Below are 16727 nucleotides of genomic sequence, written 5' to 3' on the forward strand. Positions count from 1 at the left end.
AATATATGATTAGTGGTACTCTTTTTTAAGATTTATTCATAAAATCTGCCTAAAGCGAATACAAATTGTTTAATAATTGATATAATAGTAAGCGTGTTTTGAGGTGATAATTATGGCTTTTGACGGCTTATTCATACATAGTCTTTTAAATAGTGTTAAGCCAAAAATAATCAATGGTCGGCTTTCAAAAATATACCAACCATTTGAACAAGATTTAGTATTAACTTTTAGAAAAGAGCGCAAAAATATTCAGTTGTTACTATCGGCAAATGCGCAATACCCGCGGTTTTACATAACTAGCCAGACTATTGCCAATCCTGATAAGGCTCCTACTTTTGTCATGGTACTGCGCAAATATTTGGAAGGCTCAGTATTGCAATCGATTGAACAGCTGGGTGTGGACCGCATAGTAAATTTCAATTTTAGTAATCGTAATGAGCTGGGAGATCAAGTTCAGTTAGTTTTATCATTAGAATTAATGGGACGACATAGTAATGTCATACTCTATGATCAAAAAAGTGGACATATAATCGATTTGCTTAAACGGATTAATCCAGATGAAAACAGAGTGCGGCTGCTTTTACCTAAAGCAAAATATGAATTACCGCCCTTAATATCTGGAATAAACGGTTTTGAAGTGACAGAAAAAGAGTTTAAAGAAAAGGCTATACATTCCGATCCAGTAGATTTTGCTGGTCATATTAGTGGCCTGGATCGTGACGATCGCCAGGAGCTCACTGGCTATTTGGAAGATGATTTTTCTTATTCGTCCTTTAAAACTTTTATGGATCAATTTAATAAAAAAGGCGCTTTTATATTAAAAACGCCAAAAAATAAACGTAAGATTTTTCCCTACCTACCCTACCATCTTAACCTGACAAAAGAAAGTGCTGATCCGGATATTAATCATGCTTTAGATGAGTTTTACGAGTATCAGTCAAATCAAGATTGGGTACGGCAAAAGTCAGCTCAAATTGAGCGGCTAATCAAAAATGAGTACAAAAAATTAACCAAAAAAATTGTTAAGCTCAAAAAGCAGCTAGAACTGGCAGAAAATTCTGAAGGATACAGGATACAAGGAGAAATACTTAACGCAAATTTATCGCAAGTTAAGCCAGGGATGGCAGAAGTTTCTTTGCCAAATTATTATGATAATAATCGCCCACTAAAAATTAAACTTGATGTTACCCTCTCTCCTGCTCGTAATGCGCAAAAATATTTCACTAAATATAAAAAATTACGTGATTCTATTAAACACGTTAAAAAGCAAATATCTATTGCTCAGGATAACTTAGATTATTTTGATTCTGTTCAGACTGCAATTGATAATGCTGAACCGCAGGATATCGATCAAATTACTGAAGAGTTAATGAACCAGGGATATTTGAAGAAGCCCCAAAAACCAAAACGGAAAAAGAAGATTACCGAAAAGAATCTGAATAAATTTCGTATATCTTCGGGTAAAACTGTTTTAGTTGGCAAGAATAATTTACAAAATGATTGGTTAACTTTAAAAAAGGCGAATAAAACTGATATTTGGTTTCATGTTAAAAATATTCCGGGCTCACACGTGATTTTGCAATCGGCTGAGGCGACAGAGGAAGACATTTTAGAAACAGCTGAAATTGCTGCATATTTCTCCAAAGCTAAAAATTCAGCTCACGTACAAGTCGATTACGTTCAAGATAAACGCGTTAAAAAACCAAATGGGGCAAAACCAGGCTTTGTCATTTATACTGGGCAAAATTCAATTGCAGTAACCCCTGAAAAAACCAGGGTATTATCTAAGAGAATAAATTAAAAAAACGAGGATGAAGTAAAAATCATCCTCGCTTTTTAAATCGGCTGAGTAGTTAAAGATAAAGACTCTAAAACACTTAAAATAAGTTCAGTAGTTTCGATGCTTGAGAAAACTGGTATGTTTTGATTCAGAGCTTCATCGCGTATTCTGGTTGCATCATCGCTAGCGGAATCAGATAAATTAGTAATATTTATTACCATATCAATCTTATGTTGGCGAATCTTGTCTAATAAGCTGCGAGAGCCATGACTAATTTTGGACACTATTCCAGTTGTAATACCGGCTTCGGCCAATCCATTAGCCGTACCCTCGGTTGCAATTATTTTAAAGCCTAAACGGTAAAATCTCTGAGCCAATTCTGTTACTTTTTTCTTATCTTCGTCGCGCACAGATATAAAAATTATTCCATAACTTGGTATTTTTAGGCCACTAGCTTCATACCCTTTGTATAAAGCTTTTGCCAGTTCGGTATCTCTACCCATGACAGAACCAGAAGACTTCATTTTTGAGTCGAACGTATTTTCGCTTTGATAATTAATATAAGAAAAGACTGGCATTTTAACAAATATAAAGCTATTTGAACGCCATAATCCACTTTTGTATCCTAATTCAGGCAAAGACTTTCCGATTAAAACTTCTGTCGCACATTTGGTAATATCCTTACCAAGAGCCTTGGAAAGAAAAGCGATATTATGGCCAGCATAAGGTTTAATTTGCAATAAATATACTTTTTTATCAACAATTAAGAAATGTAAGGTAAAAATACCACGCATATTCAGACGTTTAACTAGTGCAATAGCAAATTCAGTTAATAATTTCTTGGCCGTTTTGGATAAGTTTTGTGGTTTAAAAACAGCTATTGAATCTGACGCATGTGAACCTGTTTGTTCCAAGTGCTCAATAATACCTGGCAGAGTTACATTTTTACCATCTGAAATGGCAGTAATCTCATATTTATTTCCTTCGATAAAATGAGATAAGCTTACTTTAGAAAGTTGATTTTCTTCTAAATATTTTTTTAAGGCAGGTAAATCATAAACGACAGCTGATTTTTGCTTTACTCCCAAATTATTAAAACCACCAATTAAAATTGGAAATCCGTGTTCTATAATGAACTTTTGGGCTGCACTTTTATTAACAGTCGTTAGCACTTTGTTTTGACTTAAATTTTTTACTGGTTTAGTTAAGGCCTGCTCTATGCGATCTTTAGGATTAACATCCTTGTTACCTAAAATATTCAGACCGTTTTCGATTAATTTCTTACACAGAGCATTCATCTCTTTACCAGAAAATTGGATTAAAACATCTTTGATTTTTTCTTTCTCGGTAATTTGCAGAATACTTTCAACTGTAATTGGCTCAAAATAAACTTTGTCTACTCTCTTGTAGCTAATAGCAACTGACTCATCGTTATTTGAAAGCAAAATAATGTCATAATTATTATTATGTAAAGTATCAATTGCATGGCTTATCATGTAGTCGAATTCACTCGTAACTGACACTTGTGATGGCAACATCCCAATTATTAAAACCTTTTTAGCGGCAGGCAAAACTCGGCTTTCGTCTTGAACTCCAAATGAGCCATAATATGCTTTAACTAATGGCTTAATGGTTCCCGCAGTGCCATCAATTTGCTGGAAGGCGGGTTTTAAATGTATTTTTGCAAGTCTTTTTTCAATTGCACCCACACTGCTGTTAGCTAAGTTAGCAATTAAGAGATTACGAAAGCCCCTCTTTTTGGCTTCAATTAGTAATTCATCGGTTAAGTGCTCATTTACTAATTTATGACCAATTTCAACTATATGATACAGTTTTTGAAAATATACCGGATGAATATGAACAATTTCATGTAATTCTTGATAACTAAAACCTTTTGCAATTGCAGCAAGTAGCTTAAGTAAATGTAATTCATCCGGCTGTTTTAGATCAGAAATAATTTCTGATTTATCCTTAGCTTTTTCCGCCTGAAAAACGCTTAGTGACATTTTTATATTAACTGTTGAAGCCAGACCTTTTAAAAAAGCAGATTCAAAATTTGTACCTAAACCAATAGCTTCTCCACTCGCCTGCATTCTGTTGCCTAATTTGTAATGGTTGCTACCAGATTGCGTTAATGACCAAAATGGCATCCTAATGGCTACTTTATCTAAGGTAGGTTCGATTGCGGCATTAAGCCCTGATAACGGATCTTTAATTTCATCTAAACGATAGCCGAGTGCAATTTTACAGACAATATAACCTAAACTATATAGTCCTATCCTCTTAGACCAAATAGCGCTACGGGTTAGCCTCGGCTTTATCGATAAAACTTTGACCACAAATTTAGTACCTTCGTGTTTAACAGCAAAATGTATATTTAAAATTCCTATTATTTGTAAGCTAGCCGCTATTTTTTGGGAAATTGCCCGAATTCTTTGTACTTGGTCATTGTTAAGAGTCAAGGCGGGCATTACAGCTGCTGAATCCCCGGCATTTATAGCTACAGACTCAATAGTATCTGCTAGATTAGTAAAAAGCGTGTTGCCTGAACTATCACGAATAATATTGACAATTACTTCGTCCCAAGAAGATAAGTCTTCTGCTAAGTGATAATTGCTAAATGAAAAATTTTCCAGTCGTTTTTCTTTTTGTAAATATTCGTTCAGATCAGTAATATTATTAAAAATAATTTTTGGGTTAAGTGCTGCATCTTTTTGTTTGATAAGCATCACAGGAAAGTGAACGGACTCTTCCAGTTGTTTTTGCAAATTAATTGCATCGAAATCAGTTAGATTCCAATATTTGCTGGCCTCAATCTGATTTTCTGTCAAAAAAGCATTCATTTTTTGGTGATTGTCCATTGCCAAAGTGCCTTTGTTTAAAGTTAACAAGCGCACTCCCATTCGCCTCAAAATACCATCTTGAACAAGTTCCCGGGTAACTTTTAAACCAGTTGTAGAGCCGTAAGCAGAGATAATGGCATTTGGTTCTTCCATGCGAATTATTCTTTTGAGAAATTCCAAGGTCATTGGTTCAAGATATACGGTTAAGCCGGGCTTTTTATCAGTAGAAATAGTTGCAGGGTTAGGATTGACTAAAACTACTTGAATATCTTCTTCAAAAAGTGCATTAATAGCGTCTTCAACTAATAAATCAGTTTCGGATACTTTACCGACTAAAGTTGGACCTGATCCGATGATTAATACTTTATCTAAATCATTATCTAAAGGCATGTTTACACCATCATCTTTACAAAGTTATCAAAAATAGGAAGAGCATCAAGACTTCCTGGCGCTCCTTCGGCATTGAAAGCTGTGCCAATTACCTTGTTAGTTTTATTGCTGTAACCGGCAAGTAATTCACTGTGAAGATCGTAAAATTCTCTTTCCATTTTGAATTGAACACTGTTTGGCAGAACCAGTTGATCAATATTCATAGCCACTTGCCAAATCTTGTTTGTATTTTGATCAATAACTGGATAATTAATGCCACTATATGGTTGCGGTAAGTCAACAAGTTCGAAATTCAAAAAATCGCTTAATACTAAAAATCCTAAGCCAATTCCCCAAAGCGGAATTTGACCATAAAAAGCCGATAAAATTGGTTCAAGGTCTGGCATTAATTCATTTGGCTTGCCGGGTCCTCCTGAGATGATAATTCCTTGTGGCCGCAAATTTTCAATATCAGGCACAGCAACATTATATGGTAAAACTGTAGCATTAACCTTTCTTAAAGATAATTCTCTAAGCATGGAATGCTTTAAACCAAGATCAATTATAGCTACGGTTTTCCCTACATTAGGTACTGCATATGCATTCTTAGTAGAAACAGCCGCAGATTTGTTTTTGGGCAAAACCAAGGCTTTAATTTGGTCAAAAGCGTGTTCATCATTTGTGTCCATAATTGACGCTTTGATTGTTTTCTCCTTATTCAAAAGATGAACTAAAGCTCTGGTATCAACATTAAAAATTGCTGGTATATTTTTTTCTTTTAAAAAAGAAGCTAAATCCTGGAAGTTGCCACTTTCGGAAATATTTTGCGCAACATCATTAGCTATTATTCCTTTTACCGTCGGATTAATGCTTTCATAGTCAATAGCGTTAATGCCGTTGCCACCAATCATCGGTGCAGTGAATACGAGAATTTTGCCTGCATTGGTTGGATCTGTCAAAGCTTCTTGATAACCAAAATTACCAGTTTGCATTGCTAACTCTCCGGTAGAAATTATGGAAGCTCCTAAACCCTCTCCCGGAAAAGATTGACCATTTTCCAGAATCAAATATCGTTTCATTTAATCACTTTTTTCTCTCAATTCCGTCAGTCTTTGCAAAAAAATTCGTGGAGGCTGTACTGCAAATTCGAGCCATTTACCATTTGTTGGCTGTCTGAATCCTAATACTTGAGCATGCAAAAATTGACCATTTCCCTTTAAGGTATGATGCGGGCCGTATAATGGGTCTCCAGCAACAGGATGGCCAATATAAGCAAGGTGTACCCTGATTTGATGAGTTCGACCCGTTTCAAGACGACATCTGAGTAAACTGTAATTTTGAAACTGTTCAAGAACAGTAAAATGTGTAATAGCTTCTTTACCGTTGCCTACTACAGCCATTTTTTTACGATTATACTGATCGCGTCCAATTGGAGCTGCTATTGTTCCTTGTTTTTCAGAAAAATTACCGTGTACTATTGCTAAATACAGTCTTTTATTAGTTTTGGTGGCCAGTTGTTCTTCTAAACTTTCACGTGCAAAAGCATTTTTGGCCACCATTAATAAACCAGATGTATCCTTGTCAATGCGATGGACAATTCCTGGACGAAATCCTTCAGGACTTTTAGCCAGGTTTTTTGTATGAAATAATAATGCATTAACGAGTGTGTGATCTGGGTGTCCAGCAGCTGGATGAACAACCATACCTTGAGGCTTGTTAACTACTATAACGTCATGATCTTCATAAATAATGTCTAAAGGGAGATCTTCCGGGATTAGAGCCAGTGGCTTTAATTTTGGAACAGTAACCATAATCATGTCATTTTTTTGTACTTTATAGGACGACTTAACTATTTTTTGGTTAACCAAGATATTTTGATCATGGAGCAATTCTTGAATTCGCGAACGTGATAAAGAAGGAATTGCATTTGCCAGCACTTTGTCTATTCTGCCCTTTTCATCCTTGATAACAATCTGGTATTTATTTGGCATCGTTTTTTTCGCTTTCGTCAAAAAAGAGCAAATAAATAAATACCAATATTATTCCAATTGTAATGGCAGAGTCAGCTATATTAAAAATATTGAAGTGAATAAAGTCAACTTGAATCATATCAATAACATATTTTAAATGAATACGGTCAATTAAATTGCCAATAATTCCGCCTAAAACCAGTGCTACACCAGAATCAAAAAGCTTACTGTGAAAATCGTTTCGTAGCAGGTAATATAAACAAATTACGATAGCGATAATACTAATCAGGTAAAAAAGTCCCATTTGACCAGACAAAATATTCCAGGCTGCTCCGTCATTTTGTACATAGGTAAATGAAAAAACGTGGGGTATAATCTGCTGCGTTTCTCCCAGCTTGTAATTACCTGCAATAAAAAACTTTAGTCCTTGATCAAGAAGTACAATAAATAATGAAATAATTAAATATAAGAATTGCATCGATATTTTTTAAAATAAGCCACTAATTTTACCATTATTGTCGACGTCAATATCTAATGCAGCTGGATGTTTAGGTAATCCTGGCATATCTAAAACATGTCCGGTTGTGATAACAATAAACCCAGCTCCATTTTTCAAACTAGCGCCCTTCACATGCAATGTAAAATCGGTTGGTGCTCCCAATAGTTTTTGATTATCAGTAAATGAGTACTGTGTCTTGGCAATAATGACTGGCAGCCTATCCTTCCCCATTTTCTCAAGTTCATGAATATCATTTTCGGCTTTTTCAGTATATTCTACTTTAGCTGCATGATAAATTTTTTGTGCTATTTTAGCAATTTTAGTTTTTACCTTATCATCTTTTTGATAAGTAGGCACGAGCTTGCCTTCACCTGAATTTGCTAAATTAAGGACAGCTTTGGCGGCTTCTATTCCGCCCTTTGAACCCTGCTCGTGATAATCAACAACAGCAGAATCAATTCCTTCTTCTTTAATCAATTGCTGTAAAAGTGAGAGTTCATTTTCACTGTCAGTTGCAAAATGATTAATTAAAACAATCACAGGAATGCCATAGTTACGCATATTGTTCATATGCCTCTTAAGATTTGCAAAACCGCTACGTAAAGCAGACAGATTTTCTTTACTTAAGTTTTCAGTGGTACCTTCAGCTTGATATTTTAAAGCACGGACAGTTGCCACGACCACACTGGCATCAGGCTTTTTAGCCAAATGTTCAGATACAAAGTCCATGAATTTTTGACCGCCTAAGTCGCTGCCGAATCCTGCTTCAGTTAAAACATAATCACTTAAATGCAATGCTAAATTAGTTGCCATAACGGTATTGGCACCATGGGCAATATTGGCAAAAGGCCCACCGTGTACAAGAGCGGGTGTATGTTCAATTGTTTGCACTAGATTTGGCTTTAAGGCGTTAGAAAGCAAAGCTGCAATTGCACCCTCAAATCCCAAATCCTTAACGTAAACGGGCTTATCATCTTTAGTGTAGCCCACGAGCATTAAACCAATTCTCTTTTTTAAATCGTTAATGTCGGTAGCCAAACACAAAATGGCCATTAGTTCATTGGCAACCGTAATTGCAAAACTGGATTTGTGCTCAATCCCGTTGAATTTGGAACCTTGTCCTACAGTGATATTTCTTAAACTACGATCGTTTACGTCAATTCCCCGTTTCAAGAGAATCCTGTCAGGATCTAGATCGAGTTCATTTCCTTGATAAATGTAGTTGTCTACTAAGGCCGCTAAAGTGTCAATAGCAGCTGTCAAGGCATGCATATCTCCCGTAAAATGGAGATTAATGTCTTCCATTGGAATAACCTGGGCTTGTCCGCCACCAGTTGCTCCACCTTTTAAGCCAAAGACTGGACCCATTGAAGGCTCGCGTAAAGCAATCATAGTTTTCTGGTGTAACTGATTGTTAATGGCATCTCCCAGACCAATAGTCATTGTTGATTTACCTTCTCCAGCTGGAGTAGGAGAAATTGACGTTACCAAAATCAATTTACCCAGGTGCTTTTTCGCCAATGTCTTTTTAATTGCCTGCCAATTAATCTTGGCTTTATTATTGCCATATGGCTCAATATCTGAGCTGCTTAAACCAACTTTAGCAGCAATTTCGTTAATGGGTAATGCGTGTGCTTCTTGTGCAATTTGAATATCTGATTTCATTGCGCATGCCTCTTTCTGTATATAAAATTTAATAACTAAACATCCATCTTATGTAATATCCTTTTCATATTAGAATTTAGGTCCCACCTTTTCTTTAATCAATTGTCATTATATCAAACATTAAGCATTTTTTACGCATAACCTGCTATAAATTAAGAATAAAGCTAAATTTTCTGCAATAAATAAAATAGCTACTTTTGCCAAATTATGATGTGACCGCCAAATTTAGGACAAATTTGGCGGTCACATCACTATTTTATTTTTCAAATCTTAACAAATAATAATGCCCAAATTCGTCCAATTTAATTTCATAAATCTTAAAAATATGCCATTGCAGCAAAATTGTTGGCTCAGATAACATTTTGGTCTTAGAACGAAATGGGAGTTTGAATATGCTCGTATCCCAGTATGAATTAAAATAAGTATAGAGCAATAACATAAAGAAAAATAAAATACAAATAAGTGCTGGCCAATTAAAAGCTTTAGTGCTTTCATATAAAAATATCAGACTCAAGAAAAATACAATTAAGATCCAGCAAAAATAAATTAATCCACTACGACCTAAAATAATAAAGTGCTTTTTTTTCATAAAAATCCCTGTTAATACCAAATTTTTGTATTGAGGTTACTGTGATTAGTAGTATCGAATAAAGTTTGCATATAGTCGCTAAATCGCGGCCTTTGACTAACTAAGATTTTAAATTCCTTAGAGGAGTATAAATTTTTTAGTTGCTTTTTTTCTATATGATTATGGCCAGTAAAATATTGATAATTCATTTCAATAAAAAGACGGTTTACTTTTTGTAGCAGTCTAGCTTGTTCATCGTTTAAGTGATCTTTTTTATTTGAATTACCAGTTAAATTTCTTATTTGAATGTTCTTTAAGTAGCTGTGAAAGTGAGCCAAGTTCGAATCTAGCCGTTCTTTTTTAGTTAAAAAAGGTTTCATATCAAATGTATGACGCTGATATTCAATGTGATCGGGTCTTACTTTGACTATTCCGTATCCTTGGTCGTATGAACAAAAACTTGAAGTAACAATTTCTGTAGTGGGTGTTTTTGCTTGAGGCTCAACGATATTTTGAGCATGAATGTGGCCAGAAAAAGCAATTTTAACCTTATAATCCTGGCATAAACGGCATAATGTTTGAGCATTATTTAAGACAAAGCCGCGATTTACTGCTGGATTATGAACATAAAGATTATGGTGCATGAATAAAAGTGGTTTAAGGTGCTTCATCTTAGCACTTTCTAACTGCTTTTCTAACCAGATAATTTGTTCTTCACTTATTTGTCCTTCAGTAGCGGGAGCACCACTAGCTTCATGTTCACCATAAATATTGGAATCAAGTAAAATTAATAGGTATTCTTTATTTAATTGTACGCTGTATGCCAATGAATTAGGATCAATACTCTGAGCACAATCATATGAGCTTTTAAAAATTCCTTGCCAATCAGTGGGACTTATTTGATGGGCATAAAGCTGATTAGGACCTTGAAAAGCCCGGGCCCAACCGTCATATATGTCGTGGTTTCCAGGTAAAACCAGTAATTTAGTTTCATTTAAATTACGAAAAATTTCTGCAAATTTTTGTGCCGAAATAAGCTCACCATTAAAAGTAACGTCCCCAGTAACAATAATAGCAGCAGGCTTTTTTTTATTAGCAAAAGCAGTAAAAGCCCTTAAAGCTGTTTCTTGATAAACCAGGTCTTTACCTTGACTGGTATTTTGAATACGTTGAAATGCTTGACCATCATCATGCAAGCTATCTGCAATTAAATGCGTATCTGTAATCACCCAAAATTCGGTATTTACTTTATTTGTAATCATTTTTTCTTGCCCAATATTGGTAGAGATCAACCCTTAAGTTGCCATTAAAAAGTTTGCGCTTTTTGGTTGCTTTTTTACCAAAAAATTTTTCAAACGCCGGATCGCCAACCAAATAATACTGGCTGAATGTGTCATATTTTAAAAGAGACTCACCCATTTGTTTATAAATTGCCTCAGCTGATTCCCGATCTTTCAGCCTTTTACCATAAGGTGGATTAGCGATTATAACCCCATTTTTTAAGTCTGTGGCAAAATCCTTTACTGCAACCTGTTTAAAGTAAATATCCTGTAAAACACCGGCATTGTTGGCGTTTAATTTGGCAATTTCTAAAATTGATTGGTCGATATCACACGCCCATATTGGTTGGTCAAGAGGTTTAATTTCACTTTTAGCTTCTGCTACCAATTCATCATGAATTGAACTGTCAAACCAGTCAAAGCCGTCAAAAGCAAATTGGCGCCAGATACCAGGGGCAATATTTTTCCCTATTAAAGCAGCTTCAATAGCTAAAGTACCTGAACCCGTCATTGGGTCAATCAAAGGATGACTGCCATCGTATGGAGTTAGTTTTAATAATCCTGCCGCAAAATTTTCTTTCAGCGGTGCTCCACCATGTTCAATCCGATAGCCTCTCTTAAATAAACTGGCACCAGTAGTGTCTAGCGATATGCGGGCAATGTCTTTATTAATATGAATATCAAGGGGATATTCATTACCATTTTCTGGTAAAAAGCCACGACGATGATACTGATCGGACATTTTGTTTACAATCGCCTTTTTTACGATTGATTGAATACCAGGTTCAGAGTGCAACTTTGATCTGACAGACCTGCCTTTAACAGGAAACTTAGCGTCAACTGGTAATAGTTCTGCCCAATCAATATCATATACCTGATTAAAAAGGGTATCAAAATCAGTCGCCTTGAACTCTTTGAGTAAAATTTTAACGCGGTCGGCCGTTCTTAACCACAGATTGGTTTTGACAATATCTTTTTGATCGCCTTCAAAAAATACTCTGCCATTCTCCGTGTGAGTTTGGTATCCCAGCGCTTGTAGTTCCTTGGCAACAACGCTTTCAAAGCCGACACCCATGGTTGTATATAATTGATATTTTCTCATCTTTTATTCTTTCCTTTAAAAAAAGCGTTGAGCCCTTTGAAAAGCTCAACGCTGCCAATGCAAATTTCTGTAAGCCACGTTCTGTTCAAGTATTTGTGGCATAAATACCTGTAGCAGCCATCTATCTTTGCTAAACTAGTAGCAATCCAATCTTTAGTTCATTTTCTTAGATTGAACGCCCCCACCAAGTTTGGGTTGCACGCTCGCAGGGTTTACCTCGTTCCACCAAAAGTGTTTCCACTTCTGCTTCGTCACTGTGGCACTTTTCAGAATATTCATGCATATCATTAGAATGACTTAGCACTTTTTTCGCCGTAATTAAAATTCTTTAGCTTATTGGGCTAAATACGAACACTACAAGCATCTCAGCTCGTGCGTGCGTGGACTTTCCTCAGCCTGACCTATTTTCAGATCAAACCGCGACTGCTCAAAAATTGCACCATTAAGAATTATATCAAAGCTTAGTCTTTTTGTAACCCATAAACTCGCTGTTCAAGATTATAAACTTTGCGTTCAAGAGTCGAAATTCGTTGAATAATGGCCATATTGGTGGAATTTTCAGTTTGTGTATCTGATTTATTAATTGGATTGAAACTCTGCGTTGAACGCTCATGATTAGGGGTATACGTCTTTATGCTTTCCGCAGTTGTTACTGGTGTTATTCTTCTTGTTTTTTGAGACTCAAGAGCTTGCTCTTTATGATGATCATCCATTAATTCACCTTGCAGCTTGCCAATTTGGCCGTAAAGGTCTTCAATTATTTGCTCAAAGGTGTCATAATCAGCAATTACTTTATCTAAAAAAGCGTCAACTTCATCTGGGTCTAAACCTTTAACTTTTGTCCTAAATTGTTTTTTTAAAATATCCTGTGTGGATAGTTGAATATCATTTAAATCTGCCATGATAATATACAACTCCTTTTTTTATCACTTTTATTCTAGCAAAAACTAGCCATGCTTAAAACAAAAATGTTAATTTTAAAAATAAGTTATCCTTATTCTTTATAATTATCTGCTTGATTTTCTTGATACTCCTCAGCTTCATCTTGTAGATCATAAAAATCAATTAATTCAAGCGGATATTCTTTCGTTTCTTGGTATTTCTTGATTAAATTATAATCAAACTTGGGTTTACCAGGATTTTCAGGGTCATAAAGCATTAAGGCTCTATCTGTATGCAGTAGCATAAAATTCTGGTAATTGCGCAGTTGAACTGGGTTTTGATACGGTTCTTTAGATGTAGAAGCAAAAAAGTCAACTTGACTTTTTAAATTAAGATACTTTTCTTGATTGCTTTCATTCCATCTGCCGGCAAAGTCTTCATAAGGAACAATAATAGATGTTCTTAAGGGATATTTTTTCCGCAAGGAAATAGCCACTTCACTGGCCCATTGCTCTACTCCTAGATTTGCTCCGGTTATTACCCAATCTAGCTGGTCATTTTCTAGTAAATTTAGCATATGTTTTTTTAAAACTAATTTTATGATTTTGATTTTGGGATCCTTATCACCGAATGTGTTTAACTCGTAATTACGATACCCAGTTACCCATAGTCTTTGCATCATGAAACAAACGGCTCCTTGTTCAAAAACTTTTTCTTTATTGCTATAATGCTAGCAGGAGTGATATTTATGGTCAAATATCCAACCGGCAGTTCTGCCGCTTTTCGCAACTTAAATGATAAGCCCCAAGCTTCCCATCATAAAAGAAAACATAAAAATATTAATTTTTCCGATCGAGGCATGAACCTTGAACAGATGATTAATGAATCTAATAAATATTATCGTACTAAAGAAATTGCCGTGGTACATAAAAAACCTACGCCAGTTCAAATTGTTAAGGTAGACTACCCTAAAAGATCACGTGCAGTAATAAAAGAAGCATACTTTCGCCAGGAATCGACCACAGATTATAACGGTGTATATAAAGGATACTATCTGGACTTTGAGGCAAAAGAAACCAAAAACAAAACTAATTTTCCTTTAAAAAATTTTCACGAACATCAAATAGTCCACCTAGCAGAATGCTTGAAGCAAAAAGGAATATGCTTTACAATAATAGGATTTACAAGCTTAAACCGCTATTTTGTTACTCCAGCAAGCGCAATTATCAAAGCTTGGTGGACTAAAAACAAAAGTTCATTAACATTAAAAGAAGTCGAGGATTGGTCAATAGAGATTAAGAACGGTTTTCAACCAACACTTCCGTATTTGAAAGCTGTAGATTCTTTTATCTCGGATAGGAAAATACACGATGACAAATAAAAATTTCAACTCAAATAATGGACGTGAATCACGTAAAAACTACCGCCAAAGTTTACCTAAACCATTGTGGCGCCGCATACTAAAGTGGACGTTTATGGTTATTTTTCTCTTTCTGGTAGCTGGCCTTGGTCTATTTGCATTTTACGCTAAAGATGCTCCCAATATTAGTCGCGCTGACCTTGAAAGTGGCGGCTCTTCAGGATTATATAATACAAATGGTAAATTTGTAATGTCTTTAGGTACCGAAAAGCGATTATACGTTAAAGACAGCGAAGATTTGCAACTGTTAAAAGATGCTATCGTATCCGTTGAAGACAAGCGCTTTTATAGGGATAAATTGGGAATTGATCCGATTAGAATTGTTGGATCAATGTTAACTAATGCCAAAAGTAAAACTATTTCTGCCGGTGGTTCTACTATCACCCAGCAGTTAGTTAAGCTGACAAAATTTTCAACAGCTGCTTCCCAACGAACTTTACGCAGAAAGGCTCAAGAAGCCTGGCTGGCCATGAGAGTGCAGCGAGAATACAGTCATGATGAAATCTTGGAATTTTATATAAATAAAGTTTACATGAATTATGGCAATACTGGAATTGGCACTGCAGCTAACTTTTATTATGGTAAAAAAATTGGGGACTTAGACTTAGCTCAAACAGCAATGCTGGCAGGAATGCCTAATAGGCCGACTGTTTATAATCCCTATACCTACCCGCAATATGCAAAATACCGCCGCGATATTGTTTTAAAGGCAATGTTGAGGAATAAAAAAATTTCGCAAGAACAATATGATGAGGCTAGCAAGGAAAGCATTAAAAAAGGCTTAAAACCGCATAATCAGCGCAAGCAATCAAATTTACGTAAAATTAATGATCCTTATGTTAAAGAAGCAATCGCTGAGGTTAGAGCCAAGGGCTTTGATCCTTTCCGTGATAATTTAAAAATTACGATTAATATGGATCAGAAAGCTCAAAAGAAACTATATCAATTGGCTAATAATGGGCAAGTTCCTTTTACTAACGATAAAATGCAGATTGGTGCTTCCGTAGTTGATCCTAGCAATGGTCATGTGGTAGCTATATTGGGCGGCAGGCACCTGCCTTCTTCAGTCCAGCTAGGCCTAGATCGGGCTGTACAAACTACCCGTTCAACTGGATCTTCAATTAAACCCGTTCTAGATTATGGTCCTGCCATTGAATACCTTAATTGGTCCACAGCTAAAATGTTAGATGATAGCAAATACGTCTATCCGGGAACCAACGTCCAATTATACGACTGGGACAATAAATATGACGGCATGATGACTATGCGGCATGCCTTAGAACAATCACGTAACGTTCCTGCAGTAAAAACGTTAAGAGAAGTCGGCATACCTCGTGCGAGAAAGTTTGCCGGCAAAATGGACATTGATATTCCGAAAGATTCCGGACTGTCTGTAGCCATTGGTGCGAATGCTTCCAGTTTACAAATGGCAGGAGCTTTTAGTGCTTTTGCAACGATGGGTATTTACCATAAACCGCAATTTGTTTCAAAAATTGAAACTCCTGATGGATTAACCAGAAATTATGATTCTGAGGGTATTCGTGTTATGAGTAAAGCCACAGCTTACATAATTACGGATATGTTAAAAGGTGTTATAAAAAATGGCTCTGGCAGAAATGCCCAGATTAATGGTTTGTATCATGCCGGTAAAACCGGATCCGTTAAATATTCTGAACAAGATTTAGCACGTTATCCGGGGTATGCAGCTACGCCAAAGGATTCCTGGTTTGTTGGCTACACACCTCGTTATGCAATTGGTGTTTGGACCGGCTATGATAACTTAAAAGATGGGACTATTTCAGGCATTGGTCAGCAGACAGCGCAACTTTTTTATAAAAATATGATGACCTATTTGATGAGAAATAAAGAAAATGTTGACTGGCAAAAGCCCGACTCGGTGATTAGGGCTAGAATTGCTAAAAATTCGAATCCTCCAGAGGTTTCTTCTACAGGGGAATGGCAACTGTTTGTTCGTGGACATTCTCCTGTTGGTATAGTTGATGATAGCAGCGACTATGATGAAGACGATGAAAAAACTATTACTAATAATTCATCTTCTACCAGCAATACTCAAGAAAGAAATTCACTTCATCACGAGAATGGTTCAACGACCCAAAATAATAAAAATGAAAAGAAAGATAAGGATTTAAAAGATAAGCCGCAAACAGGTAATACTGGTAAAGATAATTCATCTGATTCGAGTCAAAATAATGATGCAAATAATTCCAATTCTGAAAATAACCCGCACCATGAACAAAAGCCGAACAAGCCTGGAGGCGAAAGTAATAACTCGGGCAATGACGAGAATCATCATTAATTAAAAGAACCGCTGAAAAAATTTCAGCGGTT

12 protein-coding genes and 1 other RNA gene are annotated in these 16727 nt (G+C 35.8%); 3 read left to right on the forward strand and 10 right to left on the reverse strand.

Features of this window, described 5'->3' with window-relative positions; genetic code table 11:
- Positions 1-112: 112 nt before the first annotated feature.
- Entirely contained in the window at positions 113-1801 is a 1689-nt protein-coding gene (locus Q0R51_RS01445; RefSeq protein WP_294756181.1) for an NFACT family protein, read from the forward strand.
- A 35-nt stretch (positions 1802-1836) separates the two neighbouring features.
- On the opposite strand, the gene Q0R51_RS01450 is transcribed toward Q0R51_RS01445, so the two are convergent.
- The 10 genes from Q0R51_RS01450 to Q0R51_RS01495 all read right to left on the reverse strand — a co-directional run bounded on the left by Q0R51_RS01450 (position 1837) and on the right by Q0R51_RS01495 (position 13637).
- The gene (locus Q0R51_RS01450; RefSeq protein ID WP_294756182.1) at positions 1837-5013 is read right to left on the reverse strand and encodes a carbamoyl phosphate synthase large subunit; all 3177 of its coding nucleotides are present in this window, start codon (positions 5011-5013) and stop codon (positions 1837-1839) included.
- A 2-nt stretch (positions 5014-5015) separates the two neighbouring features.
- Complete coding sequence (locus Q0R51_RS01455; protein ID WP_294756183.1) at positions 5016-6071, reverse strand: carbamoyl phosphate synthase small subunit; 1056 nt, start codon at positions 6069-6071, stop codon at positions 5016-5018.
- Positions 6072-6983: an RluA family pseudouridine synthase gene (locus Q0R51_RS01460; RefSeq protein ID WP_294756184.1), complete on the reverse strand. Its 912-nt coding sequence runs from the start codon at positions 6981-6983 to the stop codon at positions 6072-6074. It lies immediately after the preceding gene.
- Entirely contained in the window at positions 6973-7440 is a 468-nt protein-coding gene (lspA, locus tag Q0R51_RS01465; protein WP_294756187.1) for a signal peptidase II, read from the reverse strand. The genes Q0R51_RS01460 and lspA overlap by 11 nt, the downstream gene beginning before the upstream one ends.
- Before the next feature lie 9 nt (positions 7441-7449).
- Positions 7450-9126, reverse strand: a complete 1677-nt coding sequence (locus Q0R51_RS01470) for a formate--tetrahydrofolate ligase (protein WP_294756188.1) — start codon at positions 9124-9126, stop codon at positions 7450-7452.
- Between the two features lie 600 nt (positions 9127-9726).
- A complete protein-coding gene (locus Q0R51_RS01475) occupies positions 9727-10956 on the reverse strand; it encodes a metallophosphoesterase (protein WP_294756190.1) in 1230 nt (409 codons plus the stop codon).
- Positions 10943-12076: a class I SAM-dependent RNA methyltransferase gene (locus Q0R51_RS01480; RefSeq protein ID WP_294756192.1), complete on the reverse strand. Its 1134-nt coding sequence runs from the start codon at positions 12074-12076 to the stop codon at positions 10943-10945. The genes Q0R51_RS01475 and Q0R51_RS01480 overlap by 14 nt, the downstream gene beginning before the upstream one ends.
- A 65-nt stretch (positions 12077-12141) precedes the next feature.
- Positions 12142-12511, reverse strand: an RNA gene (gene rnpB, locus Q0R51_RS01485) — RNase P RNA component class B.
- Between the two features lie 26 nt (positions 12512-12537).
- Complete coding sequence (locus Q0R51_RS01490) at positions 12538-12978, reverse strand: DivIVA domain-containing protein (RefSeq protein ID WP_294756193.1); 441 nt, start codon at positions 12976-12978, stop codon at positions 12538-12540.
- Positions 12979-13070: 92 nt separating this feature from the next.
- Positions 13071-13637, reverse strand: coding sequence for a DUF1273 domain-containing protein (locus Q0R51_RS01495; RefSeq protein ID WP_294756399.1), 567 nt, complete (start codon positions 13635-13637; stop codon positions 13071-13073).
- 69 nt (positions 13638-13706) lie between these two features.
- On the opposite strand from Q0R51_RS01495, the gene recU reads away from it, so the two are divergent.
- Both recU and Q0R51_RS01505 read left to right on the forward strand, forming a co-directional pair.
- Positions 13707-14339 (forward strand): Holliday junction resolvase RecU, encoded by a 633-nt coding sequence (gene recU / locus Q0R51_RS01500; protein ID WP_294756194.1) that lies wholly within the window; start codon positions 13707-13709, stop codon positions 14337-14339.
- Entirely contained in the window at positions 14329-16695 is a 2367-nt protein-coding gene (locus Q0R51_RS01505; RefSeq protein WP_294756196.1) for a transglycosylase domain-containing protein, read from the forward strand. The genes recU and Q0R51_RS01505 overlap by 11 nt, the downstream gene beginning before the upstream one ends.
- Positions 16696-16727 lie beyond the last annotated feature (32 nt).

The sequence above is a fragment of the uncultured Lactobacillus sp. genome, from assembly GCF_946477725.1.
GTDB lineage: Bacteria > Bacillota > Bacilli > Lactobacillales > Lactobacillaceae > Lactobacillus.

Coding starts and splice junctions, on each gene's coding strand:
- Q0R51_RS01445 (WP_294756181.1), top strand. CDS start 113: ATGGCTTTTGACGGCTTATTCATACATAGTCTTTTAAATAGTGTTAAG.
- Q0R51_RS01450 (WP_294756182.1), bottom strand. CDS start 5,013: ATGCCTTTAGATAATGATTTAGATAAAGTATTAATCATCGGATCAGGT.
- Q0R51_RS01455 (WP_294756183.1), bottom strand. CDS start 6,071: ATGAAACGATATTTGATTCTGGAAAATGGTCAATCTTTTCCGGGAGAG.
- Q0R51_RS01460 (WP_294756184.1), bottom strand. CDS start 6,983: ATGCCAAATAAATACCAGATTGTTATCAAGGATGAAAAGGGCAGAATA.
- lspA (WP_294756187.1), bottom strand. CDS start 7,440: ATGCAATTCTTATATTTAATTATTTCATTATTTATTGTACTTCTTGAT.
- Q0R51_RS01470 (WP_294756188.1), bottom strand. CDS start 9,126: ATGAAATCAGATATTCAAATTGCACAAGAAGCACACGCATTACCCATT.
- Q0R51_RS01475 (WP_294756190.1), bottom strand. CDS start 10,956: ATGATTACAAATAAAGTAAATACCGAATTTTGGGTGATTACAGATACG.
- Q0R51_RS01480 (WP_294756192.1), bottom strand. CDS start 12,076: ATGAGAAAATATCAATTATATACAACCATGGGTGTCGGCTTTGAAAGC.
- Q0R51_RS01490 (WP_294756193.1), bottom strand. CDS start 12,978: ATGGCAGATTTAAATGATATTCAACTATCCACACAGGATATTTTAAAA.
- Q0R51_RS01495 (WP_294756399.1), bottom strand. CDS start 13,637: ATGCAAAGACTATGGGTAACTGGGTATCGTAATTACGAGTTAAACACA.
- recU (WP_294756194.1), top strand. CDS start 13,707: ATGGTCAAATATCCAACCGGCAGTTCTGCCGCTTTTCGCAACTTAAAT.
- Q0R51_RS01505 (WP_294756196.1), top strand. CDS start 14,329: ATGACAAATAAAAATTTCAACTCAAATAATGGACGTGAATCACGTAAA.